The sequence below is a fragment of the Ralstonia psammae genome (genome assembly GCF_958405935.1).
GTDB classification, from domain to species: Bacteria; Pseudomonadota; Gammaproteobacteria; order Burkholderiales; family Burkholderiaceae; genus Ralstonia; species Ralstonia psammae.
The window spans coordinates 15,214-35,551 of the sequence record NZ_CATZBU010000006.1; the positions used below are offsets into that span (position 1 = coordinate 15,214).

A 20,338-nucleotide genomic window follows, 5' to 3' on the forward strand; every position below is an offset into this window, starting at 1 on the left:
AAGGAAACCACGATGCAACGCGTCACCAAAGCCGTTTTCCCCGTCGCGGGGCTCGGAACCCGCTTTTTGCCGGCCACCAAGGCCAGTCCGAAGGAAATGCTGCCGGTGGTGGACAAGCCGCTGATCCAGTACGCCGTGGAAGAAGCCATGGCCGCCGGCATCACCGAGATGATCTTCGTGACCGGCCGCAGCAAGCGCGCGATTGAAGACCACTTTGACAAGGCCTACGAGCTGGAAGCCGAACTCGAAGCCAAGCAAAAGACCGCGCTGCTTGAGGTTGTGCGCTCGATCAAGCCATCGCATGTGGATTGCTTCTACGTGCGCCAGCCTGAAGCGCTGGGCCTGGGCCACGCAGTGCAATGCGCCGAGAAGCTCGTCGGCGATGCGCCTTTCGCCGTCATTCTGGCGGACGACCTGCTGGACGGCACGCCGCCCGTCATGAAACAGATGGTCGACCTGTACGAACACTACAACTGCTCGGTGATCGGCGTGGAAGAGATCGACCCCGAACAGAGCCGTTCGTACGGCGTGGTCGATGGCCGCCCGTGGGAAGAAGACGGCAGCGTCATCAAGATGTCGGGGATTGTCGAGAAGCCGGCACCGGAAAATGCGCCGTCCAACCTCGGCGTGGTCGGCCGTTACATCCTCACGCCGCGCATTTTCGATCACATCCGCAACCTCAAGCCGGGCGCCGGCGGCGAACTGCAACTGACGGACGCCATCCAGTCGCTGCTGTCGGCCGAACAGGTGCTGGCCTATCGCTACAAGGGCGTGCGCTACGACTGCGGCAGCAAGCTGGGCTACCTGAAGGCAACGGTGGAACTGGCGCTCAAGCACAAGGAAGTCGCTGACGATTTCCGCGCCTATCTCGCTGCACGCGGCTGAGCCCCCACGCGCACGTCGCCATAGAAAAAACCCGCGCAGCGCGAGCTGACGCGGGTTTTTTGTTGCCGGATCGTGTCCCGTCCGTCCGGCGCGGCGTCCCACCCTTTTTGCGAGGAGAGGCTGCAGCCTCTTCTTATTGCGGTGCGGCCAGCGGCTTGATGGTGTTGTTCAGCAGGCTCCAATACGAACTGGTGCTGTACGGCAGCATCTGCTCAGCGTAGTTCCACCAGAAGTAACCACCAATGAAGCGCGGATCCGCTGCCATCGTGGTGGTCCCCATCGGGTAGTACGACTTGATCAGGTTCTGCTGCACCGACAGCGGCGCCGACGTACTGGACGTACCGATCTCACCAAAACCCACCTTCGCGACCGGGAAGATGCTTTCGAGCAACTTGAAATCGTTTGCCCACGACGGATTCAAACCTGGGCAGTCCTGGTACGGGTAGTAGCTGAACAGTGCGTAGTCCGCACCCTGGCGCACACGGGAGGGCAGGAAGTTGGTCGCCCAGGTACGCCACGAGTCCATCGGCAGCTCGTAGCAGTTGGTGCCCTTGCCATCGTCGTTGTAGTACATCGTCACCGACACCAGGCCACCCGCACCCTTCACGATGTCGTAGGCGTTGCCGACCATCTGACCGATCGCCTGTTCCTGCGACGTTGCCGTCGTGGTCGGTCCGCTCGGGTTAGCACGCAGCCATTCGCCGTTGATCTCATTGGCGATTTCCCATACGTCCACGACATTCTTCAGCGTGCTCACCAACTCGTTGGTGCGTGCGCTGTAGGTCGTCGCGTCGACCGGGAAATAGTACGAATCCATCACTTCACCCATCACATAGGCGACTTGATGAAGCTTGACCAGCGGTGCGTAGTAGTCGGCAGCCGATGTACCCGGGTCAAAGACCACGCGCACGGTCGGCTTGTACGGCAGGTGTGTGAGCGAGGCCACGATCGCGTTGATGCTGCTGACGTCATCAAGCGTGACGCCATACATGGGTGCCTTCGGACGCGTGGCCTGCGCCGCGGCGGTTTGTATTCCCAGGCCTGTCAGCGTTGCCGCCGCTGTCAGACCCACCAAAGCGCGCAGGCTCATGCGCGCCGCCCTCTGTGCTGCTTTTTTGGTTTCCAACATTGTGGTTTTCTATTCCCTCGGACGCAAAACGTTACGCCCAGTACTTCGATGGACAAGCGCCGTCCTACCTGTCCGGTATCCCGATGTGGTGTGACTCCGTTGACACACTGAACACCGAACGGGTGCGAGCGTCAGATGACGCCCCGGTCGGCGAATGGATGCGCGATTAGAGGTCCTGCTGAGTCGATGGATCGATCAGCGGCCGTGCGCTTATTGAGTGGACTGGTACAGCTGGCGCGGGCTCACCCGAGGGCAGCACGCGGCTTGACAAATGTGACAAGCCCTGCACTTCAGTTGACTGCCAACTACGTTCCCCCCGTTGGCAGCCAGGGCGGATGATACCGGATGTTGCCGTAAGATCAACGAAATTTAACGCTGCTTACGCAGCAATAATAAAAAAACCGCGGGTCGGGCAGACACGCGGTTTCTTTGAAACGCCCACGGGGTGGACGTCTTGGGGGCACAGCCGTTTTTTACTTGTGCCGGTAGTTGATGCGACCCTTGGTGAGGTCGTACGGCGACATTTCCAGCTTCACGCGGTCGCCCGCGAGAATGCGGATGCGGTGCTTCTGCATCTTGCCCGATGCGTAAGCCCAGATTTCCACGCCGTTTTCCAGTTGCACGCGAAAACGATTATCGGGCAGTGCTTCAGACACCACCCCTTCAAATTCAATCAGTTCTTCCTTGGCCAAACTCGTTCCTTTGTATGCAGCACGCGGCTGCGCCGATGGTTGCAATGATGTGATGACCCACCCGAGCCACGCCACACGCCTCGAGGGGCATGCAGCGGTACGCCGCGATCATCTGCCCGGACAGCGGGCTTGGGGGGTACCGAGTTGCACGGAACACAGATCGCGCCCGCCAATGGCGTGCGCAGTTCCGTGCAAGCGAGAGCGAGGGTGGGTGGCGGTCGCAGATGCGTGCCGCCCGACTCGGCGCGGGGTATTCCCCGGTGCTGGACTCAGCCGCCACCGGCCATGTTTGGCCCGGCGGCGTGCCGGATTCACCCGCTATTCTACCACGGGCGAATTCCGCGGTTTCAGGTGCCGTCGACGGGAAGCGACAGTTCAGGCACGTCGCCATCGATGATGCTCTCCGCAAAGCGTAGTGCTGCAATGCGCGCAGCCCCCACATTGCTGAATTGCCTGTCCCCCGAGAGGCGAAAGACCTGGGTCTGCCCGGGCTCGGGCGACTCCCCCGCCCGACAGATCATCACGGCTGCGTTGTAGCTGCGGTCTTCCCTGGCTTCGGGCCAGCGTGCCGTGCGTTCATGTTGGAAAGCCAACGGATAAATGTCGAAGCCTTTGTATTGGCCCGCCGGCGAAGTGTCCATCTGAAATGCCCCCTTCTTGAACGTCGAGTGCTGTCCGACTATACACCCGTGCGTTTTGCATGGCGATGAAAGCGACGGCGACGTCTGACTTCAGGCACAGCGCAACATGCGCGGGCCGATCGGGGCCCTGGCAAAGCCTTCGAAGCGATCACGAATGCTGGTCTAAAGAAGTTTCACGACGTGCCCCTCCCCAGCGGGGTGCGGCTCGATCCGATTGTGCTAGCTTGGATTAGTGCTTGCCATGGCATTCAACCGGACGCGCACGTGCTGCACAAGACTCCAACTCCAAACTCCCTCAAGAAAGAAAATGCGCCTGATCTCCTCGATTACCCTGGCGGGTGCCGGGCTGATGCTGTCTGCCTGCGGTGGCGGTGATGGTGGTTCGTCATTGAGCCCGCAGACCAGCACTGCTTCCAATGCGGCGAACGCCGGGTCAAAAACCGTGGCCGCAGCTGCCCCAACCACCACACCCGCTTGCGGAGTCAACGGCACCTCCCCGCTGGCAGGCGTGCAGACGTGGATGTATCAGTTGCAGGGAATGACGACCAGCGCGCAAATCGATGCGCTAGACACGCAGCCGTACGACATGCTGGTAATCGAGGCCAACAACACCATCAAGGGGCAGGAGAACTTCAACACCGTCGACATGGTGGCACGCTTGCACACCAAACCCGACGGCTCCGCGCGAAAGGTGATCGCCTACATCGATATTGGCGAGGCCGAAGACTTCCGCACCTATTGGACGTCCAGCTGGAAGGCGCCCACCGCCGACGGCCCCGGCACGCCCGATTTCATCATCAAGGCCGACCCGGATGGCTGGGCCGGCGACTACCCCGTCGCGTTCTGGGACCCGCGCTGGCAAGCGCTCTGGCTTGGGCCGAACGGCGCCGTCGCGCAACTGGCGCGTGAAGGGTTCGATGGCGTCTATCTGGATTGGGTCGAAGCGTACGCCGAGCCTTCCGTAGCAGAGGCGGCTCAGGCCGCTGGCGTCGATCCGGCGCAGGCCATGGTGGATTTCATCGCCAAGCTCCGGGCGGCGGGCCGCGCGATCAACCCGCAGTTCGCGGTGATCCAGCAAAACGCGCCCTCGTTGATCGACGATGGCGGTGGATCAACGCTGCTGGCAACGATTGATGGCATCTCGCAGGAAGACACGTGGTTCGGCGGCACTGCCGGCGCCGCGTGGGGTAGCGCCTCCGGCGGCGACAGGGCCGCGAGCGCCGATGACACGCAATGGACGATCGACCAGCTGCAGAAATACTGCACCGGCAACGTGCCCGTCTTCACGATCGACTACGCGTTGAAGACCGCCAACGCGCAGAAGGTCTACACGGCTTCACGCGGGCAAGGCTTTCACCCTCTGGTCTCCCGCATCGCACTGTCCAAGCCGACGACTACGCCGCCTTGGAACTACTGACCACGCTCAACGATGCACCGCCCGGCGCATCGGCAAACGGCAGGCCGACGTAGTTTTCCGCCAGCACGCGGGCGCCGGCCTGGGAGCTGGTGACGTAGTCCAGCTCGGCGCGCTGCAACCGTTGCATGAATGGCGTATGGTCGTCAAAGCGATGCAGCATCGACGTCATCCACCACGAGAAATGCTCGGCGCGCCAGACGCGTTGCAGGCAGCGATCAGAGTAGCTTGCGAGCTGGACGGTGTCGTTCTCCTTGTAGCGTGCGGTGAGCGCCTGCGCCAGCACGCGCACGTCTGCCACGGCCAGGTTCATGCCTTTAGCGCCAGTGGGCGGCACGATGTGCGCGGCGTCACCCGCCAGGAAGAGGCGCCCGTACTGCATCGTCTCGCAGACAAAGCTGCGCATCGGCGTGACGCTCTTCTGCAGGATGGGGCCTTCCTTCAGGCGCCAGCCGTCGTTGTTTTCGAGGCGCGTGTGGAGTTCATCCCAGATGCGCGCATCGGACCATTCGGCGAGGTTCTCATCCGGCTTGCATTGCAGGTAAAGCCGCGTGATCTTGGGTGAGCGCATGCTGAACAGCGCAAAGCCACGGTCATGGCTCGCGTAGATCAGCTCTTCCGCCGCCGGCTCGGCTTGCGCCAGGATGCCAAGCCAGGCAAACGGGTACACCCGTTCGAACACCGCTTGCCGCCGTGCCGGAATCGCCTGCCGGCAAATGCCGTGAAAGCCGTCGCATCCGGCGATGTAATCGCATTGCAATGTCTGCGGCACGCCGTCGTGGACGAACTGCACCGAAGGCGTAGCCGACTCGATGTCGTGCACCGATACATCATTCACATCGAACAACAGTGGTGCGCCTTGCTCCACGCGCGCCGCAATCAGATCCTTCACCACTTCGTGCTGCCCATACACGGTGATCGAGCGGCCGCCCGACATCGCCGTCAGGTCGATGCGATGACGCTTACCGCCAAACAGCAAGTCGATGCCGTGGTGCACAAGCCCTTCGCGGCGCATGCGCTCCCCCACGCCCGCTTCGTTGAGCACGTCGACCGTGCCTTGCTCCAGCACGCCGGCGCGGATGCGCTCCTCAACGTACGCGCGGCTTTTTGTTTCGAGGATGACGGCGTCGATGCCGTTGCGGTGCAGAAGTTGCCCGAGCAAAAGGCCCGCCGGGCCCGCGCCAATGATGGCGACCTGGGTGCGCATGATGGTTTGTCTCCAGATGGATGTGGAATCGTTCTGGCAACCATTGTTGGCGTGCACCTTGATATCGCACAATGCAATATTGGCGATAAACTTTATCGCTGATTCAGATAGTGCGTTCGCCATGTCCACCCTGCCCGACTTTGATCTGAACCTGTTGCCGATCCTGCTGGCGCTGCACGACGCACGCAGCGTGAGCATGGCCGCGCAACAACTCGGCATGAGCCAGCCGGGCGTGAGCACTGCCCTGGGCAAGCTGCGTGCTGCGTTTGACGACCCGCTGTTCGTGCGCACCTCGCGCGGCATGGAGCCGACGCCGCGGGCGCTGGCGCTCATTCCTGCTGCACGCGATGTGCTGGCGCGTGTGCAGCAGGGCATTCTGGAAACCGGCGCGTTTGATCCGGCCACGACCACGCACACCTTCTCGATCTCGCTGTCGGACGTGGGCGAGATGGTCTTCTTGCCGCGCATTGTCGAGGCGATGGCCCGGCAGGCGCCGAGGGCGTCGGTGCAATCCGTATCGCTGCCGCCGGCGCAGATCGAGCGCGCACTGGAGACCGGCTCGCTCGACTTGGCGGTCGGTTACTTTCCCGATCTGAAGAAGAACAACTTCTTCCAGCAGCGGCTGTTTACGCACTACTTCACATGCATCGTGCGCGCCGATCATCCCGTCACGCGTGACGGCAACACGAAGCTGTCGATGGCGCAGTTTCTGGAATACGGCCACGCCGTGGTGCGTGCAGAGGGGCGCAGCCAGGAGCTGTATGAGCGCTTTCTGGAACGCAAGCGCATCCGCCGCACGCCCGCTCTGCTGACGCCGCATTTCATGAGCATCCCGTTCATCCTTGCGCGCACCGACCTGATTGCGACGGTGCCGCACGCGGTGGGGCTGTCGTTCATGCAATCGCACGCCAACATCTGCGTGATGGAGCCACCGCTGGAACTGCCCAGCTTCGACCTCAAGCAGCACTGGCACCGCAAGTTCCACAATGACGCGCGCAGCCAGTGGTTCCGCGCGCTGGTGTCGTCACTGTTCAACGACGAAGCGGACGAATGGCGCGAACCCGATCATCGGCCTGCCAAGCGCAAACACACCAGGTAAACCGAAACGTACGGTCCGGGCAACGTGTTCACAACACGAACATTCGACGCCTTTTGCAGTCGCTCGTGGAGGTGAAGTCGTACGCCGTCACCTCGGAACCTTTACCCACTTTACCCAGCCACATTGCACTGGGCACGCTCTGAACCGGTCGATCAAACGGCTCTGCGCATGGCCAGACGCACTTCCGGTTCCACTACCACCCATCCACCACGCCCCCTGGAAGCACTTCCAGAAGCCCTTAGAACTGTTGCATTGACCCACGCCATTCAAGGCGCCTAGCAGCCCGCCATCATGAGCCGGCCGATCAGTCGGCGCCCGGCCTAGTGCGACAGCGACATTCCATGCCAGATCAGCACCACCGCAAGAAGCCATAGGTCAGGCGTTCGTCCCATCGAAACAGCCATAAGTTTGGCACTCGTCCTATAGAGAAAGTCTCAGGATAGGCGCTCGTCCTATATCTCAACTTTCAAGTTATTTATAACATCGTCAGCTCACCACTATTGAAAATCCATAGGTGATTGTCGCTCACCCTATGGAGATAGCCCCAGGTTAGGCACTCACTCTATATGCGCACTTCTTGCTCGCACGCTCCACCCTGAAAGGTCGAGATTTTTCACCCTGAGCGTGGGCCCCGCTCTACGAACTTCTTTCTATGAAGGCCTCAACGATCGACGGCTACCGAGCAATATGAATCAGCATTTTATTGGAGGGCAACCAAGAACCCCAAAATCAGATAATACATTTACCCGAATGGCCAACTCTACGGCACCAAGCACGATAAAAATGTCGCGCTTGAACGCGTTAAATTTATTTACAAAGACAAATCAAAATGAAACTGGCAAAATTCTCGCTCTCCATCGCCGCTGCTCTCGGTATGGCGCTCACCTCGGCTCAAGCCTCGGCCACTGACGGCACCATCAGCTTCACCGGCCAATTGGTCGGGTCCACCTGCAAGATCAATGGCAACGAAAACGGCACACGCACCAATGTCAACGTCGCGCTGCCGACCCTGTCGGTCAGCTCACTGCCCGCAGCAGGCGCGACTGCAGGTGTTACGCCGTTCCAGCTGAATCTGACGGCCTGCTCGGGAGCGTCTGCGCAAACGCGCTTCGAGATCGGCTCGACCGTCGATTCGAGCACCGGTGCGCTGATCAACCAGACCGCCGGTGGATCGAACGCACAGATTCAGTTGCTGAACGACAAATACCAGCCGATCAACATCACCACCAACGCGAATTCACAAACGGTAGCGATCACGGCGGGTACTGCGACGATGCAATATTACGCGCAGTATTTGGCCGCCAATGCGCCCGCGAACGCTGGTCAAGTCACGTCGCTAGTCACCTTCTCGATGAACTACAACTAAGCCTCAAATGGCCGCGCTCTTGCGCGGCCATTTGCAGAAGGATTTCAGACCATGACTTTATTAGCTCGCTCGTGTCTCGCGGCCCTCTCTCTAACGGGTGCATTGTTTGCAGCCAGCGTTCACGCCAATGTCGTCATTTCCGGGACTCGAGTCATCTATCCCGCCGAGCAGCGTGAAGTGAGCGTCAAACTCACCAACGAAGGAGATGGTCCCGCACTCGTGCAAGCTTGGATCGACAGCGGCAATGCCAACGAGTCGCCCGAGGAGAGTGTCGCGCCGTTTATGCTGACGCCACCGCTTGCACGCGTCGAAGCGCGCAAGGGCCAGACGCTTCGGCTGGTTTATCTGAAAGAGCCCTTGCCGACTGAACGCGAATCCGTGTTCTATTTGAATATTCTGGATATCCCGCCCAGTGCACGCCCTGGCGATGAGCGCAATCAGTTGCAAGTGGCGTTCCGCACGCGCATCAAGGTCTTCTTCCGGCCCAGCGGTCTGCCCGGTGACCCAGACAGCGCCGCAGAGCAACTCACATGGAAGCTAGTACGTGAAAGCTCCGGCGCGTATGCGCTCGAGTGCCAAAACAACAGCGCTTACAACGTGTCGCTCACCGACGTCCATTTGCCGCACGCCGGACAATCCGAGGAAGCCGGCGTTGGAATGGTTGCGCCTAACGGCACGTGGCGGTTCGTCCTGAAGAGCCTCACAACATTGCCCGCGGGCCCGCTGGAACTGCGTTACACGTCAATCAACGACTACGGTGCCAGTGTCGTACATCAGAAGCAGATCACACCTTAAAGGGCTCGAACAAGATATGGGCGAAGCCCGCAGCGCCACATCGTACGCCGTCAGCCACCTCGCCGAGGAGGAGACCATATCAAGACGATATTCGATCGGCAACTTTGGTAGCTGACGGCATCGCTTCTACCAACGCCAGCCCTCCTTTTGAAATAACCGGGAAGCAGGAATCCCGCCCGAAAATCGCGCACCCCTGACAGGTGACCGGCCGACCCAGGCTGGGCGAACGATCGAAGGCCGGCATCCGGCGTCGGTTGCGCTAGGCACTTCTGACAAACCATCGGGTAGAGACTTTTCTCGAATGATCGCGTACGGCTGCAAGCTTATTTGGCGTTCGTGCGGAACCCGGCATAACTCCAGAGTCTTCCGCTCTTGTGTAGCAGGCTCACAGGCCTTCTGCCGCACACCCCGATCGCTGTGAAACATAACCGATGACGCAAAACTTTATTCACACCTATCAAAATTCATTGATTTGTTTTTAATAATTTTTTTATCCAGAGTTTGATTTGCATCGCCACCGGCGATGAGCGCGCGAATAGATTCCATCTAACACGAATCATCTCGACAAATCTTTAGAAAAGAGAGCTTTCATGCCCGCAACCCGTACCGTCCGTCATCATCCGACTTCCGCACATGGGGTACCTGTCCGCCCTGTAAGCGCGTTTGTCGCGGTGCTACTGATGGGCGGCTTTGCGGCCACGTCGAGTGCGAAGGAGCTATCGATAGCGAGCCGCCCGACGGATTCCGAGGATGGCAAAGCATCGGCTCACCTTGACGGCGCCACCCACGAGTCGGACTTTCCGTCAGACGGCGAAGTGATCTTCAATCCGACGTTCCTGAGAGGTCGACGCGACAACGCCGTCGATCTCTCCCGTTTCGAGCGTAGCGGCCAGACGCTGCCCGGCGTCTACCGCGCCGACATCTACGTCAACGAAAACTGGACATCCAGCGAGGACATCACGCTGCGTGCCCATGCCGGCGAGCCGGCTCAACCGTGCTTTACGCGGGCGATGTTGGAACGTTATGGGGTCAACCTGGCAGGTCTCTCTCCGGAGGCACTCAACCGACTAGCCGCCGCCAACGCATGCGAACGTTTGGAAGAACTCTTGCCAAATGCCACCGCCAGCTTCGATGCAGCGGATCTTCGCCTGATCGTTAACGTACCGCAAGCTGCCATGCGCCGAAACCCGCGCGGGTACGTCGATCCCAAATTCTGGGATCGTGGTGTGAACGCAGGCTTTGTCGATTACAACGCGAACCTGTATAGCACCGACTCGTACGGTACCGCGCAGACCCAAGGCTTCCTGGGCTTGAATGCCGGCGTCAACCTGGCCGGCTGGCAGTTGCGCTCCAACTCGTCACTGAGCTGGCAGACCTCCGGCAGCAGCGATAGCCGCATGCAGTGGCAAAACGTAGCCACCTACGTCCAGCGCGACCTTAAAAGCATGCGATCGCGTATCACGCTCGGCGAAAGCTTTACCAGCGGCGAGTTGTTCGACAGCGTGGGTTTCCGTGGCGCACAGATCACTACCGATGACCGCATGCTGCCCGAATCTCAGCGCGGCTATGCGCCCACCGTGCGCGGTGTGGCGCAGACCAACGCAAAGGTAACGGTGCGCCAGAACGGCAACATCATTTATCAGACAACTGTTGCGCCCGGGCCTTTTGTCCTCGACGACCTGTACGCCACCGGATATGGCGGCAACCTGGATGTGACCGTCCTGGAAGCCAATGGCAGCCGGAGCACATTCAGTGTGCCGTACGCATCCGTTTCTCAGTTACTGCGCCCAGGAGTAGCGCGTTACGCCTTCACGGTCGGTCAGTTGCGTGACTCGAGCCTGCGTGGCAGGGCCCCGTATTTTGCGCAGGGCATCATGCAGCGCGGCATCACCGATCAGATAACACTGTACGGGGGGCTGATTGGCGCCCAAGGCTATGGTGCAACGCAGGCTGGTGTCGCAATCAACACGAAGGTGGGCGCGATTTCGGCCGATGCCACTGCAGCGCAGACTTCCGTACCAGGTGCGTCTTCGATGCGGGGGCAAAGCTATCGTGTCGGTTATAGCAAGCTGCTCGAACGGACCAGCACCAACCTGACGGTGGCCGCCTATCGCTATTCGACCAGCGGATACCTGAGCTTGCAGGACTCCGCGCGCCTGCGCAGCTACGCACGCGCCGGCGAGGACACGAGCGCGGTTTGGCAATCACGCAGCCGGTTCCTGCTGTCGGCCAACCAGCCGCTTGGCGAGCAGCGCGGCAACCTGTATGTGAGCGCTTCCGCGCAGAACTACTGGAATCGCCCCAGCAGAGACGTCCAGTTTCAGATCGGCTACACCAACAGTTGGCGCAGCATCTCGTACAACCTTAGCGTGTCACGCATGCGCAACGGCAATGACGGGCGACAGTATTCGCAGTTCTATGTCGGTGTGACGATACCGCTCGGCCGCGTCAGCCGTAGCGTCGCCACCGTATCGACCAACATGACGCACGATACGCGGGGCAACACACAAGCGCAAACCAGCTTTAACGGCACGGCCGGCGATCTCAATCAGCTCAGCTACAACGTCCACGTTGATGCCAACAAGAGCGCCAACACCGGCAGCGCCGCTAGCGGCGGTGTGAACCTTCAGTATCGCGCGCCGTTCACTCAACTGCATGCCGGCGCCAGCGCAGGCTCGAATTTCCGACAAATGTCGGTCGGCGCGACAGGCTCGATCGTGGCGCACCCCGGCGGCATCACGCTGGGCCAGTCGCTGGGCGACACGATCGCCGTAGTTGAAGCGCCAGATGCCAAGGGCGCCTCGCTGACCAATGCGCCAGGTTTGCGCGTTGACAGGCAAGGCTATGCAATCGTCCCATACCTGACGCCATATAGCCTAAACACCGTCGAAATCGATCCGAAGGGTTCGTCGGCGGACGTCGAAATTAAGGAAACCTCGCAGCAGGTGGCGCCGCACCTCGGCGCTGTAGTGATGCTGCACTATCAAACTGTCAGAGGGCGTGCCCTGCTGGCGCATGCAACCTTACCTGATGGCAAGCCGCTGCCGTTTGGTGCTGAAGTGACTGACCCCAGCGGCAAAAGCGTTGGTGCGGTCGGTCAGGGCGGGCAGATTTACGCCCGCGTGGCTGCCGACACCGGCACGCTCACGGCCAAATGGGGCGAGCGAACCCACCAGCGCTGCAGCTTTGGCTACGCGCTTCCGGCCGCCCCACTTGCGAACGGACTGCCTGCTCGCCTGAGGGTCAGATGCGAGCTGCCAACAATTGCAGCGGCGGCCATCAAATCGGGGACCAAGAACAGAAGATGAGCACCTGATGCCGTTCGGGTTGGCAAAGCGCATCGTCCGCCTTGATGCAAACATCAGAAGTGAGCGGTTTGCGAATACGCTCGCCCCGGGCACTTAGCTTCTATTTTAAAGAAATATAAATTCAATTGAAAATGACTTTTCAAATATCTCGTGATTCGCATCCTAATAAAATTCATAAAGAGCGACCCAACTGGGCAAGTGGATTCCATGCCGCAATTGGGATAGCTCTGGCTTTCGCGAGCCTAACCGCACAAGCGGCAGCGACATGTAGCGGTGGCGGCGCCTTTAGGATGGTGAGTATGCCAGCTACGCTTTCAGTACCTCGTGACGCCTTGTCCGGTGCAAACTTGACCGGGTGGATATTGGGCCCCGTGGACTCCGATGCCTTTAAATGCAATACGACGGACATTAACTCCGCGGGGGCCGGTGTGATGTACGTTGGCTCCGGAACAGACGCAGGCATAAGAATAGTCGGCCCTGGAGGGGGAGCGGCAGACGCCCAAGTTTTTACAACAAACATACAGGGCATCGGATTGGCCGTAGCCGGACGCATCTATAGCAATACCTGCGGCTGGTCCGCATGGACACCCAATAAGCCTGTGTATCCCAACATCATCACAAAAGTCTCATGCAATGGAAGGATTCAACCGAATGGCGGCCAGATAGCCTTTGCCTACGTCAAGATAAACAATTCCATTCCGGCCGGTGGAAATGTTACGTCCGAGACAGCACTGAGTCTGTATCCGCAACATATGGGAAACCAACTAGGTGGAACATGGTCACCTAACTATTACCAGGCCAGCAGCACGCAGATCATTCCGCAAACGTGTCTGACGCCGAACGTCAATGTAGATATGGGTACGGTTCGGACCAATGTCTTTGCTGGCATCGGCACTAAGGCAACATTAAAACCCTTTATCATATCGCTGCTCAACTGCCCAAGCGGAATCAAAACCGTTTCGTATCAGATCGACCCCGTGACTTCGATTTTGGATTCCTCCAATTCCGTGGTGGCCTTGGCATCGGCCGGTGCCACCGGCGTCGGACTACAGTTGATGACCAGCTCAGGCACGCGGCTTCCGCTTCGTCAGCCCATTGCATTCAGTGGCTATAATTGGACCGGTGGCAATTTTTCCATCCCGATGCTAGCCGCGTATTATCAGACTGGCAGTGTTGTGACCCCGGGACCGGCTAATACTTTCTTGCTATTTACAATGACGTATCAGTAGCGCCTAAAAAAAGCGCGGAGATATTTTTACCTGAAAGGTTAAAAGCAAAGGTGGCACGGATACGGCATTGAAACTGGAGCAGGCGACTTGCAAGGGCGTTTGCAACTGACCAGGCAGGGCGTGCCCGTCGAGAGCGTCCGGTTCCGGCGGCAGACCGACTATGACGCGAGGCCGACAACATGCGCGCCACCAGGCCGGCGCGGGCCATGCGACCGGACAGCCTTCCTCGACTGTGATCCAACTGCGGCGTCGCCAGATTGACACTACTGCCATCGGGCCATCCGTGGCGCCAAGCGCTCCGTCCCAACACGAATCGCGGACGCGATGTGTTGCGAAACAGTGGCGGAATGGTGGGATCGGCGCCGAGCCTGAAATGGCCGCAACTTCCGGATGGACGAATCCGTGGAGATATAATCCGTACGCATCAAACACGAGAAGGCGCCTGTTGGGCCCATGCTTCGAGGGGCGGAGATGCGATGGATGAATTTTCGGTTCGAGTAATCGTCGCAGACGACCATCCCGTCACGGGGCACGGCGTAGCGCAGGGTTTGAGCCGCATGCCGACGATCAATGTCGTAGCGGTCGTGTCGGACGCCGACGCCCTGATCGACCGGCTGGACACGACACCGTGCGACGTGCTTACGCTCGACTATGTGATGCCGGCCGCAGGGCAATACGGCGACGGTCAAGCGCTGATCGCATTCCTGATGCGGCGCTATCCGCAATTGCGGATCGTCACGGTCACCATGCTCAGCTCTCCCCCCGTCTTTCGCGCGCTACAGCAGCTCGGCGTGCACTGTATCGCGAGCAAAGCCGACTCGATTTCGCACATCGTCACCGCCGTGCACGCGGCTTACGCGAATGGCAGCTATCTGTCGCCAACGATCGCGTCGCTCCTCGCGCAGGCGGATAGCGGCCCAGGCAGCGCGCTGTCGAAACGAGAAACAGAGATCGTTCGGCTCTTCCGCGAAGGCTACAAGGTGACCGAAATCGCCGAGAAACTGCATCGAAGCAAGAAGACCATCAGCGCGCAAAAACTGGCCGCGATGCGCAAGCTTGGCATCACCCGCGATGCCGACCTGATTAAATATGCGGATTCGCTTGAACCGCTTGAAAGCGGCGAGCTTCCGGCGAGCCACTGAGCCACGCCGACATGTGCAGGTTCCCGCAGATGGCAGCACTGCCCCAATCGTCATGCGCGCCATAGGCAATCCAATCCCAGGCTGATTGGACTGGACTGCCCTCCCCCCTCCCCTTACGAACCCCATCACTTACTGGCTGCGCCCTCCGCGTCCATCTCGGCAAACACCGTCTGCGCCAGATGGAAGGCATGGTTAGCCGCGGGCACGCCGCAATAGATCGCGGTTTGCAGCAGCGTCTCTTGAATCTCGTCGCGCGTCACGCCGTTGTTGGCCGCCGCGCGCAGGTGCAGGCGCAACTCGCCATCGCGGCCTAGCGCGACCATCATGGCGATCGTCAACAGGCTGCGCGTGTGACGCGGCAAGCCGGGGCGCGTCCAGATCTCGCCCCAGGCATAGCGCGTGATGAGATCCTGGAATGGGGCAGTCAGCTCGGTTTGCGCGGCGTTGGCGCGGTCGACGTGGGCGTCACCCAGCACAGCGCGCCGCACCTGCATGCCGGCAGCGTAGCGTTCGCGGTCATCCATAAGCCGCCTCACGCGCAATGCCCGTCGTCAGGAAGCTCACCAGTGCATCGGTGTAGGCGTCGGCCTGTTCCCAATTCGCAAGATGGCCAGCGGAAAGCTCTACGTACTGCGCGCCCGGCACCCCATCCGCGATGAGCTTCGTCTGCGCCGCCGGTGTGGAGATGTCGTGCGAGCCGCCAATCACCAGCATCGGCACACGGATGTTCGGCAGTTGCGCGCGCAAATCCGCATCGCGAATCGCGCCGCAGTTGCCGTTGTAGCCGGCGTCGGGCGTGGACAGCAACATGGCCTTGACGATGTCGACGCGGCTTGTGTTGGCATCGCGGTAGCCCTGCGTGAACCAGCGCTCGAGCACCGTTTCCGTAATGCTGGCCATACCGCCTTGCTCGACCTGCGCGATGCGCGTATTCCAGCTCTGCTGCGTGCCGATCAGCGCGGCGGTATTGCTGACGACCATGCGCGGGAAACGCTCGCCGTGGTACGCGGCCAGCCACAGGCCAGTCAGGCCGCCCATCGACAGGCCGCAGAACAGCGCAACCTCGATGTTGTAGTAGTCCAGCAGCGCGAGCACATCACCGCCGAGCTGTGCGACGCCAAACGGCGCATCTGGCACGCTGGACTGGCCGTGGCCACGCTGGTCATAGCGCAACAGGCGGAAGTGCTGGCGCAGCGCTTCGAGCTGCGGCTCCCACATGCCCAGGTTGGTGCCCAACGAGTTCGACAGCACCAGCACCGGCTTACCCGTGGCGGGCCCATCATCGAATTCGTGATACAGGCGGACGTTGTCGTGTTCAAGCCAGGGCATGGTGTCTCCGTGGAATGCGTGTTCAGGGGTGGCGGCGGGCGTGTTCCGCAAGCACGCGGTCGACAGCGGCGCCCGCATCGCCAAGGTAATGGGTGAGCTCGAGCAGCGTGCTCAGCCGTTGCGGCGCGGCGGCGCCCCAGATGCGCAGGACATCGGCGTCTTGCGCCAGCACGTCATGCAGCGTCTTGTTCTCTTGCACGGCTTTGCGGCTGGCAGCTTCGACCACATGGTGCGCATGCAGGCGACCAAGGTCTGCGCCCAGCGCCAGCATCACGGCTTCGCCGAGGATCAGGCCGCGCGTGAAGTTGAGATTCTCGCGCATGCGAGCCGCATCGACCTGCAAGCCTTCAACAATTTCGCGCATGCGATCGAGCGCGCCGGCCGCTAGGCAGGCCATCTCACGCAACGTCGCCCACTGCGCCTGCCAACCACCGAGGGCGCGTTCGTGCTCCTGGGGCAGCGCAGACAGCAGCGTGCTCGCCAAACCGGGCATGCGCGTGGCCGCAGCCAGCACCGTCGCGCAACCCACCGGGTTGCGCTTGTGCGGCATGGTGGAAGAACCGCCCTTGCCCGCGCCGGAAGGCTCAGCAACTTCGCCCACTTCTGTCTGCATCATCAGCGAGAGATCCCGCGCGAAGTGGCCCAGCGTGCCGGCCAGCAACGCGAGCGTCGTGCCGATGTCGGCGATTCGATCTTGCTCGCCGTGCCACGAGAGCGTCGGCAGCGGCAGATCAAGCTCGTGCGCCAGCGTTTGAGCGACGGCGCGTGCGTGTTCGCCCAGGCTGGCAAGCGTGCCCGCCGCGCCGCCAAACTGCAGCGCAGGCACATGCGCGCGCAGCGCGGCAAAGCGATCCTGCGCGCGATGCGTCGCTTCCAGCCAGCCCGCAACCTTGCGGCCGAACGTTGTCGGCAAGGCCTGCTGCAACCACGTGCGCGCCACCATCGGGGTATTGCGATGACGCTGCGCCAGTGCAGCCAGCGCGTCGGCCAGTTTCTGCAGATCCGCTTCGATCAACGCAGCCGATTGCCGCCACTGCAGCATCAAACCGGTGTCGATGATGTCCTGGCTGGTCGCGCCCCAATGCACGTAGCGCGCGGCGTTTTCATCGTGCTGCGCGACGGCGGCAGTCAGTTGCTTAACCAGTGGAATCGCCAAATTGCCCGCGCTGGCAGCGGCGTTGCCCAGCGCGTCCAAGTCCAGCGTCACCTTGGCGCACACCGCGCGAATCGGCGCGACGGCTTCTGCCGGAATCACGCCAACCGCACCCTCGGCCTGCGCAAGGGCGGCCTCCACATCGAGCATCGCGCGCACCGTGGCCGCATCGGACCACACCGCCAGCATGGCCGGCGTGGAGAATGCGCGATCGAGCAGTCCGCTGGTCATGGCCGTATCAAACGCGTTCGATCACCAGCGCAATGCCCTGGCCTACGCCGATGCACATCGTGCACAGCGCATAGCGTCCGCCGGTGCGTTGCAACTGATACATCGCCGTCGTCACCAGGCGCGCGCCGCTCATGCCGAGCGGGTGACCCAGTGCGATGGCGCCACCGTTCGGGTTGACGCGCGGGTCGTCATCACGCAGGCCCAGCTGACGCGTCACTGCCAAACCCTGCGCGGCAAACGCTTCGTTCAGCTCGATCACGTCCATCTGATCGATCGTCAAGCCCAGTTGCTTGAGCAGCTTTTGCGACGCCGGCGCCGGGCCAATGCCCATCACGCGCGGCGGCACGCCGGCAGTCGCCATCCCGACAATGCGCGCACGCGGGGTCAGGCCAAAGCGCTTGGCGGAATCTTCATTGGCGAGGAGCAGCGCGCAGGCGCCATCGTTCACGCCCGAAGCATTGCCGGCGGTAACGGTGCCGTCCGGACGCACCACGCCCTTGAGCTTGGCGAGTGCCTCCATGCTGGTCGCGCGCGGATGCTCGTCGCGGTCCACGACGATGGCATCGCCCTTCTTCTGCGGAATCGTCACGGGCGTGATTTCCTGCGCGAGCGTGCCGTCTTCCTGCGCACGCGCGGCGCTGGCCTGGCTGCGCAGTGCGAAGCGGTCCTGGTCTTCGCGGTTGACCTTGTAGTCTGTGGCGACGTTCTCGGCGGTTTCGGGCATCGAGTCGACGCCGTATTGCGCCTTCATCAACGGGTTGACGAAGCGCCAGCCGATGGTGGTGTCGTAGATGGCAGCATCGCGCGAGAAGGCGCTGGCGGCCTTGCCCATCACGAACGGCGCGCGGCTCATGCTCTCGACGCCGCCCGCGATCATCAGCGCGGTTTCACCCGAGCGGATGGCGCGCGCGGCGGTGCCGGTGGCGTCCATGCCCGAGCCGCACAGGCGGTTGATGGTCGAACCCGGCACGCTGTCAGGCAGCCCGGCCAGCAACGATGACATGCGCGCCACGTTGCGGTTATCTTCGCCCGCCTGGTTGGCGCAGCCGAAGATCACGTCATCGATGGCCGACCAGTCGACCTGCGGGTTGCGCGCCATCAGCGCCTTGAGCGGCACCGCGCCCAAATCATCCGCGCGCACGGCGGACAGGCTGCCGCCGTAACGGCCGATGGGGGTCCGGATGGCGTCGCAGATAAAGGCTTCCGTCATGATTGTTCTGTCTCCAATAGTTCTAAACACGACGCAACGGCGCCGCCGTCATCGTCTGCAGCGTATCGAAATCGAGGCCGTCGGCCATCTCGCGCACCACCAGCCCCTCGGGGGTGATGTCGATCACGGCAAGGTCGGTGTAGATGGTATCGACACAGCCGATGCCCGTCAGCGGGTACGTGCACGCCGGCACGATCTTGCTTTCGCCCTGCTTGGTCTGGTGCTCCATCATGACAAAGACGCGCTTGGCACCGATGGCCAGATCCATCGCACCGCCCACGGCGGGGATCGCATCCGGCGCTCCGGTGTGCCAGTTGGCCAGGTCGCCCGTGGCCGACACCTGGAAGGCGCCGAGCACGCAATAGTCGAGATGGCCACCTCGCATCATGGCAAACGAATCGGCGTGATGGAAGAACGATGCACCGGGCTTGATGGTGACTGGCTGCTTGCCGGCGTTGATGAGGTCTTCGTCTTCTTGTCCGGGTGCGGGCGCGGGGCCCATGCCGAGCAGGCCGTTCTCGGTGTGCAGAATGATTTCGCGATCGGCCGGCAACTGGTTGGCCACCAGCGTCGGCAACCCAATGCCCAGGTTGACGACCGAGCCATCGGGAATATCACGCGCCACACGCGTAGCGATCTGATCGCGGGTCCAGCGTTGAATCTTGGTGGTGGCTTCGGCGCTCATGCGGCCTCCTTGGCTTGCGCAGCGTTGCCGAGTTGCACGACGCGCTTCACAAAAATGCCCGGCGTGACGATGTGCTCGGGGTCCAGCTCGCCAAGCTCCACCGTCTCGCTGACTTGCGCGATGGTGCACTTGGCTGCCATCGCCATCACCGGCCCGAAGTTGCGCGCGGTCTTGCGATACACGAGGTTGCCCCAGCGATCTGCGCGCAGGGCTTTGATGAGGGCGTAGTCGGCAGTCAGCGGCAGCTCGAACACGTACGGCTTGCCGTCGATGATGCGCGTTTCCTTGCCTTCGGCCAATTGCGTGCCATATGCAGTCGGGCAGAAAAAGCCGCCAATGCCGGCACCTGCGGCGCGGATGCGCTCGGCCAGGTTGCCTTGCGGCACCAGTTCCAGTTCGATCTCGCCGGCACGGTAGAGCGCATCGAACACATACGAATCGGCCTGGCGCGGGAACGAGCAGACGATCTTGCGTACGCGGCGCGCCTTGAGCAGCGCGGCCAGGCCCGTCTCGCCATTGCCGGCGTTGTTGTTGATGATGGTCAGCTCACGCGCGCCATGCGCGATCAGCCCGTCGATGAGTTCCGAGGGCATGCCGGCGGTACCGAACCCGCCGATCATGATGGTGGCACCGTCCGGGATATCGGCCAGAGCGGCCTCCACAGACGGACAAAGCTTGTTGATCACGTGCATTCTCCGGCAAGGGCGCCGCACATTCTCGATGGCTGGCGCGGGGCGGAGCATCGCGGGGGCCGGACATGGCCGAGCCGCAACCGAGCGGCCTGCGAGTCTCCTGTTTGACGATCGGATCGACACAGGCCTTT

The 20,338-nt window shown here is 61.5% G+C and carries 18 protein-coding genes; 8 read left to right on the forward strand and 10 right to left on the reverse strand.

Annotated features, from left to right (window positions below; all coding sequences use genetic code 11):
- The first annotated feature begins 12 nt into the window (after positions 1-12).
- A complete protein-coding gene (gene galU / locus R2N16_RS13965; RefSeq protein ID WP_316666349.1) occupies positions 13-885 on the forward strand; it encodes a UTP--glucose-1-phosphate uridylyltransferase GalU in 873 nt (290 codons plus the stop codon).
- A 133-nt stretch (positions 886-1,018) separates the two neighbouring features.
- Here galU and R2N16_RS13970 read toward each other — a convergent pair whose 3' ends face one another.
- From R2N16_RS13970 to R2N16_RS13980, 3 genes are all read right to left on the reverse strand, one after another.
- Positions 1,019-2,014, reverse strand: a complete 996-nt coding sequence (locus tag R2N16_RS13970) for a hypothetical protein (RefSeq protein ID WP_316666350.1) — start codon at positions 2,012-2,014, stop codon at positions 1,019-1,021.
- A gap of 473 nt (positions 2,015-2,487) precedes the next feature.
- Entirely contained in the window at positions 2,488-2,706 is a 219-nt protein-coding gene (infA, locus tag R2N16_RS13975; RefSeq protein WP_004631109.1) for a translation initiation factor IF-1, read from the reverse strand.
- Positions 2,707-3,053: 347 nt separating this feature from the next.
- Positions 3,054-3,347, reverse strand: a complete 294-nt coding sequence (locus tag R2N16_RS13980; RefSeq protein WP_316666351.1) for a hypothetical protein — start codon at positions 3,345-3,347, stop codon at positions 3,054-3,056.
- Between the two features lie 307 nt (positions 3,348-3,654).
- Between R2N16_RS13980 and R2N16_RS13985 the strand changes: the two genes are divergently transcribed.
- Positions 3,655-4,764 (forward strand): glycoside hydrolase family 191 protein, encoded by a 1,110-nt coding sequence (locus R2N16_RS13985; RefSeq protein WP_316666352.1) that lies wholly within the window; start codon positions 3,655-3,657, stop codon positions 4,762-4,764.
- On the opposite strand, the gene pobA is transcribed toward R2N16_RS13985, so the two are convergent.
- Positions 4,742-5,968, reverse strand: coding sequence for a 4-hydroxybenzoate 3-monooxygenase (gene pobA / locus R2N16_RS13990; RefSeq protein ID WP_316666353.1), 1,227 nt, complete (start codon positions 5,966-5,968; stop codon positions 4,742-4,744). The genes R2N16_RS13985 and pobA overlap by 23 nt on opposite strands.
- Before the next feature lie 121 nt (positions 5,969-6,089).
- On the opposite strand from pobA, the gene R2N16_RS13995 reads away from it, so the two are divergent.
- The 6 genes from R2N16_RS13995 to R2N16_RS14020 all read left to right on the forward strand — a co-directional run bounded on the left by R2N16_RS13995 (position 6,090) and on the right by R2N16_RS14020 (position 14,907).
- Positions 6,090-7,067 (forward strand): LysR family transcriptional regulator, encoded by a 978-nt coding sequence (locus R2N16_RS13995; protein WP_316666354.1) that lies wholly within the window; start codon positions 6,090-6,092, stop codon positions 7,065-7,067.
- Between the two features lie 874 nt (positions 7,068-7,941).
- Positions 7,942-8,433, forward strand: coding sequence for a fimbrial protein (locus tag R2N16_RS14000; protein ID WP_316666355.1), 492 nt, complete (start codon positions 7,942-7,944; stop codon positions 8,431-8,433).
- 51 nt (positions 8,434-8,484) lie between these two features.
- Positions 8,485-9,228: a fimbrial biogenesis chaperone gene (locus R2N16_RS14005; RefSeq protein ID WP_316666356.1), complete on the forward strand. Its 744-nt coding sequence runs from the start codon at positions 8,485-8,487 to the stop codon at positions 9,226-9,228.
- 590 nt (positions 9,229-9,818) lie between these two features.
- Complete coding sequence (locus tag R2N16_RS14010) at positions 9,819-12,536, forward strand: fimbria/pilus outer membrane usher protein (RefSeq protein ID WP_316666357.1); 2,718 nt, start codon at positions 9,819-9,821, stop codon at positions 12,534-12,536.
- Between the two features lie 371 nt (positions 12,537-12,907).
- Positions 12,908-13,765 carry a fimbrial protein gene (locus tag R2N16_RS14015; RefSeq protein ID WP_316666358.1) on the forward strand — a complete coding sequence of 286 codons (858 nt, stop codon included), beginning with the start codon at positions 12,908-12,910 and terminating at the stop codon, positions 13,763-13,765.
- 476 nt (positions 13,766-14,241) lie between these two features.
- Positions 14,242-14,907, forward strand: a complete 666-nt coding sequence (locus R2N16_RS14020; protein WP_316666359.1) for a response regulator transcription factor — start codon at positions 14,242-14,244, stop codon at positions 14,905-14,907.
- A 125-nt stretch (positions 14,908-15,032) separates the two neighbouring features.
- On the opposite strand, the gene pcaC is transcribed toward R2N16_RS14020, so the two are convergent.
- The 6 genes from pcaC to R2N16_RS14050 are packed head-to-tail and all read right to left on the reverse strand — an operon-like array spanning position 15,033 to position 20,207.
- Positions 15,033-15,431, reverse strand: a complete 399-nt coding sequence (gene pcaC, locus R2N16_RS14025; protein WP_316666360.1) for a 4-carboxymuconolactone decarboxylase — start codon at positions 15,429-15,431, stop codon at positions 15,033-15,035.
- Entirely contained in the window at positions 15,424-16,236 is an 813-nt protein-coding gene (gene pcaD / locus R2N16_RS14030; RefSeq protein WP_316666361.1) for a 3-oxoadipate enol-lactonase, read from the reverse strand. The genes pcaC and pcaD overlap by 8 nt, the downstream gene beginning before the upstream one ends.
- Positions 16,237-16,258: 22 nt before the next feature.
- The gene (locus R2N16_RS14035; RefSeq protein WP_316666362.1) at positions 16,259-17,620 is read right to left on the reverse strand and encodes a 3-carboxy-cis,cis-muconate cycloisomerase; all 1,362 of its coding nucleotides are present in this window, start codon (positions 17,618-17,620) and stop codon (positions 16,259-16,261) included.
- A 7-nt stretch (positions 17,621-17,627) separates the two neighbouring features.
- Positions 17,628-18,830 carry a 3-oxoadipyl-CoA thiolase gene (gene pcaF / locus R2N16_RS14040; protein ID WP_316666363.1) on the reverse strand — a complete coding sequence of 401 codons (1,203 nt, stop codon included), beginning with the start codon at positions 18,828-18,830 and terminating at the stop codon, positions 17,628-17,630.
- A 22-nt stretch (positions 18,831-18,852) separates the two neighbouring features.
- Positions 18,853-19,515 (reverse strand): CoA transferase subunit B, encoded by a 663-nt coding sequence (locus tag R2N16_RS14045; RefSeq protein ID WP_316666364.1) that lies wholly within the window; start codon positions 19,513-19,515, stop codon positions 18,853-18,855.
- Entirely contained in the window at positions 19,512-20,207 is a 696-nt protein-coding gene (locus R2N16_RS14050) for a 3-oxoacid CoA-transferase subunit A (protein WP_419177587.1), read from the reverse strand. The genes R2N16_RS14045 and R2N16_RS14050 overlap by 4 nt, the downstream gene beginning before the upstream one ends.
- Between the last annotated feature and the right edge of the window lie 131 nt (positions 20,208-20,338).

What these genes read in the sequence shown, in the direction of transcription:
- R2N16_RS14005 (WP_316666356.1), top strand. Translation starts at nt 8,485, where the DNA reads ATGACTTTATTAGCTCGCTCGTGTCTCGCGGCCCTCTCTCTAACGGGT.
- R2N16_RS13970 (WP_316666350.1), bottom strand. Translation starts at nt 2,014, where the DNA reads ATGTTGGAAACCAAAAAAGCAGCACAGAGGGCGGCGCGCATGAGCCTG.
- pobA (WP_316666353.1), bottom strand. Translation starts at nt 5,968, where the DNA reads ATGCGCACCCAGGTCGCCATCATTGGCGCGGGCCCGGCGGGCCTTTTG.
- pcaD (WP_316666361.1), bottom strand. Translation starts at nt 16,236, where the DNA reads ATGCCCTGGCTTGAACACGACAACGTCCGCCTGTATCACGAATTCGAT.
- pcaC (WP_316666360.1), bottom strand. Translation starts at nt 15,431, where the DNA reads ATGGATGACCGCGAACGCTACGCTGCCGGCATGCAGGTGCGGCGCGCT.
- R2N16_RS14035 (WP_316666362.1), bottom strand. Translation starts at nt 17,620, where the DNA reads ATGACCAGCGGACTGCTCGATCGCGCATTCTCCACGCCGGCCATGCTG.
- galU (WP_316666349.1), top strand. Translation starts at nt 13, where the DNA reads ATGCAACGCGTCACCAAAGCCGTTTTCCCCGTCGCGGGGCTCGGAACC.
- R2N16_RS14010 (WP_316666357.1), top strand. Translation starts at nt 9,819, where the DNA reads ATGCCCGCAACCCGTACCGTCCGTCATCATCCGACTTCCGCACATGGG.
- R2N16_RS13985 (WP_316666352.1), top strand. Translation starts at nt 3,655, where the DNA reads ATGCGCCTGATCTCCTCGATTACCCTGGCGGGTGCCGGGCTGATGCTG.
- R2N16_RS13995 (WP_316666354.1), top strand. Translation starts at nt 6,090, where the DNA reads ATGTCCACCCTGCCCGACTTTGATCTGAACCTGTTGCCGATCCTGCTG.
- R2N16_RS14000 (WP_316666355.1), top strand. Translation starts at nt 7,942, where the DNA reads ATGGCGCTCACCTCGGCTCAAGCCTCGGCCACTGACGGCACCATCAGC.
- R2N16_RS14020 (WP_316666359.1), top strand. Translation starts at nt 14,242, where the DNA reads ATGGATGAATTTTCGGTTCGAGTAATCGTCGCAGACGACCATCCCGTC.
- R2N16_RS14050 (WP_419177587.1), bottom strand. Translation starts at nt 20,207, where the DNA reads ATGCACGTGATCAACAAGCTTTGTCCGTCTGTGGAGGCCGCTCTGGCC.
- R2N16_RS13980 (WP_316666351.1), bottom strand. Translation starts at nt 3,347, where the DNA reads ATGGACACTTCGCCGGCGGGCCAATACAAAGGCTTCGACATTTATCCG.
- R2N16_RS14045 (WP_316666364.1), bottom strand. Translation starts at nt 19,515, where the DNA reads ATGAGCGCCGAAGCCACCACCAAGATTCAACGCTGGACCCGCGATCAG.
- pcaF (WP_316666363.1), bottom strand. Translation starts at nt 18,830, where the DNA reads ATGACGGAAGCCTTTATCTGCGACGCCATCCGGACCCCCATCGGCCGT.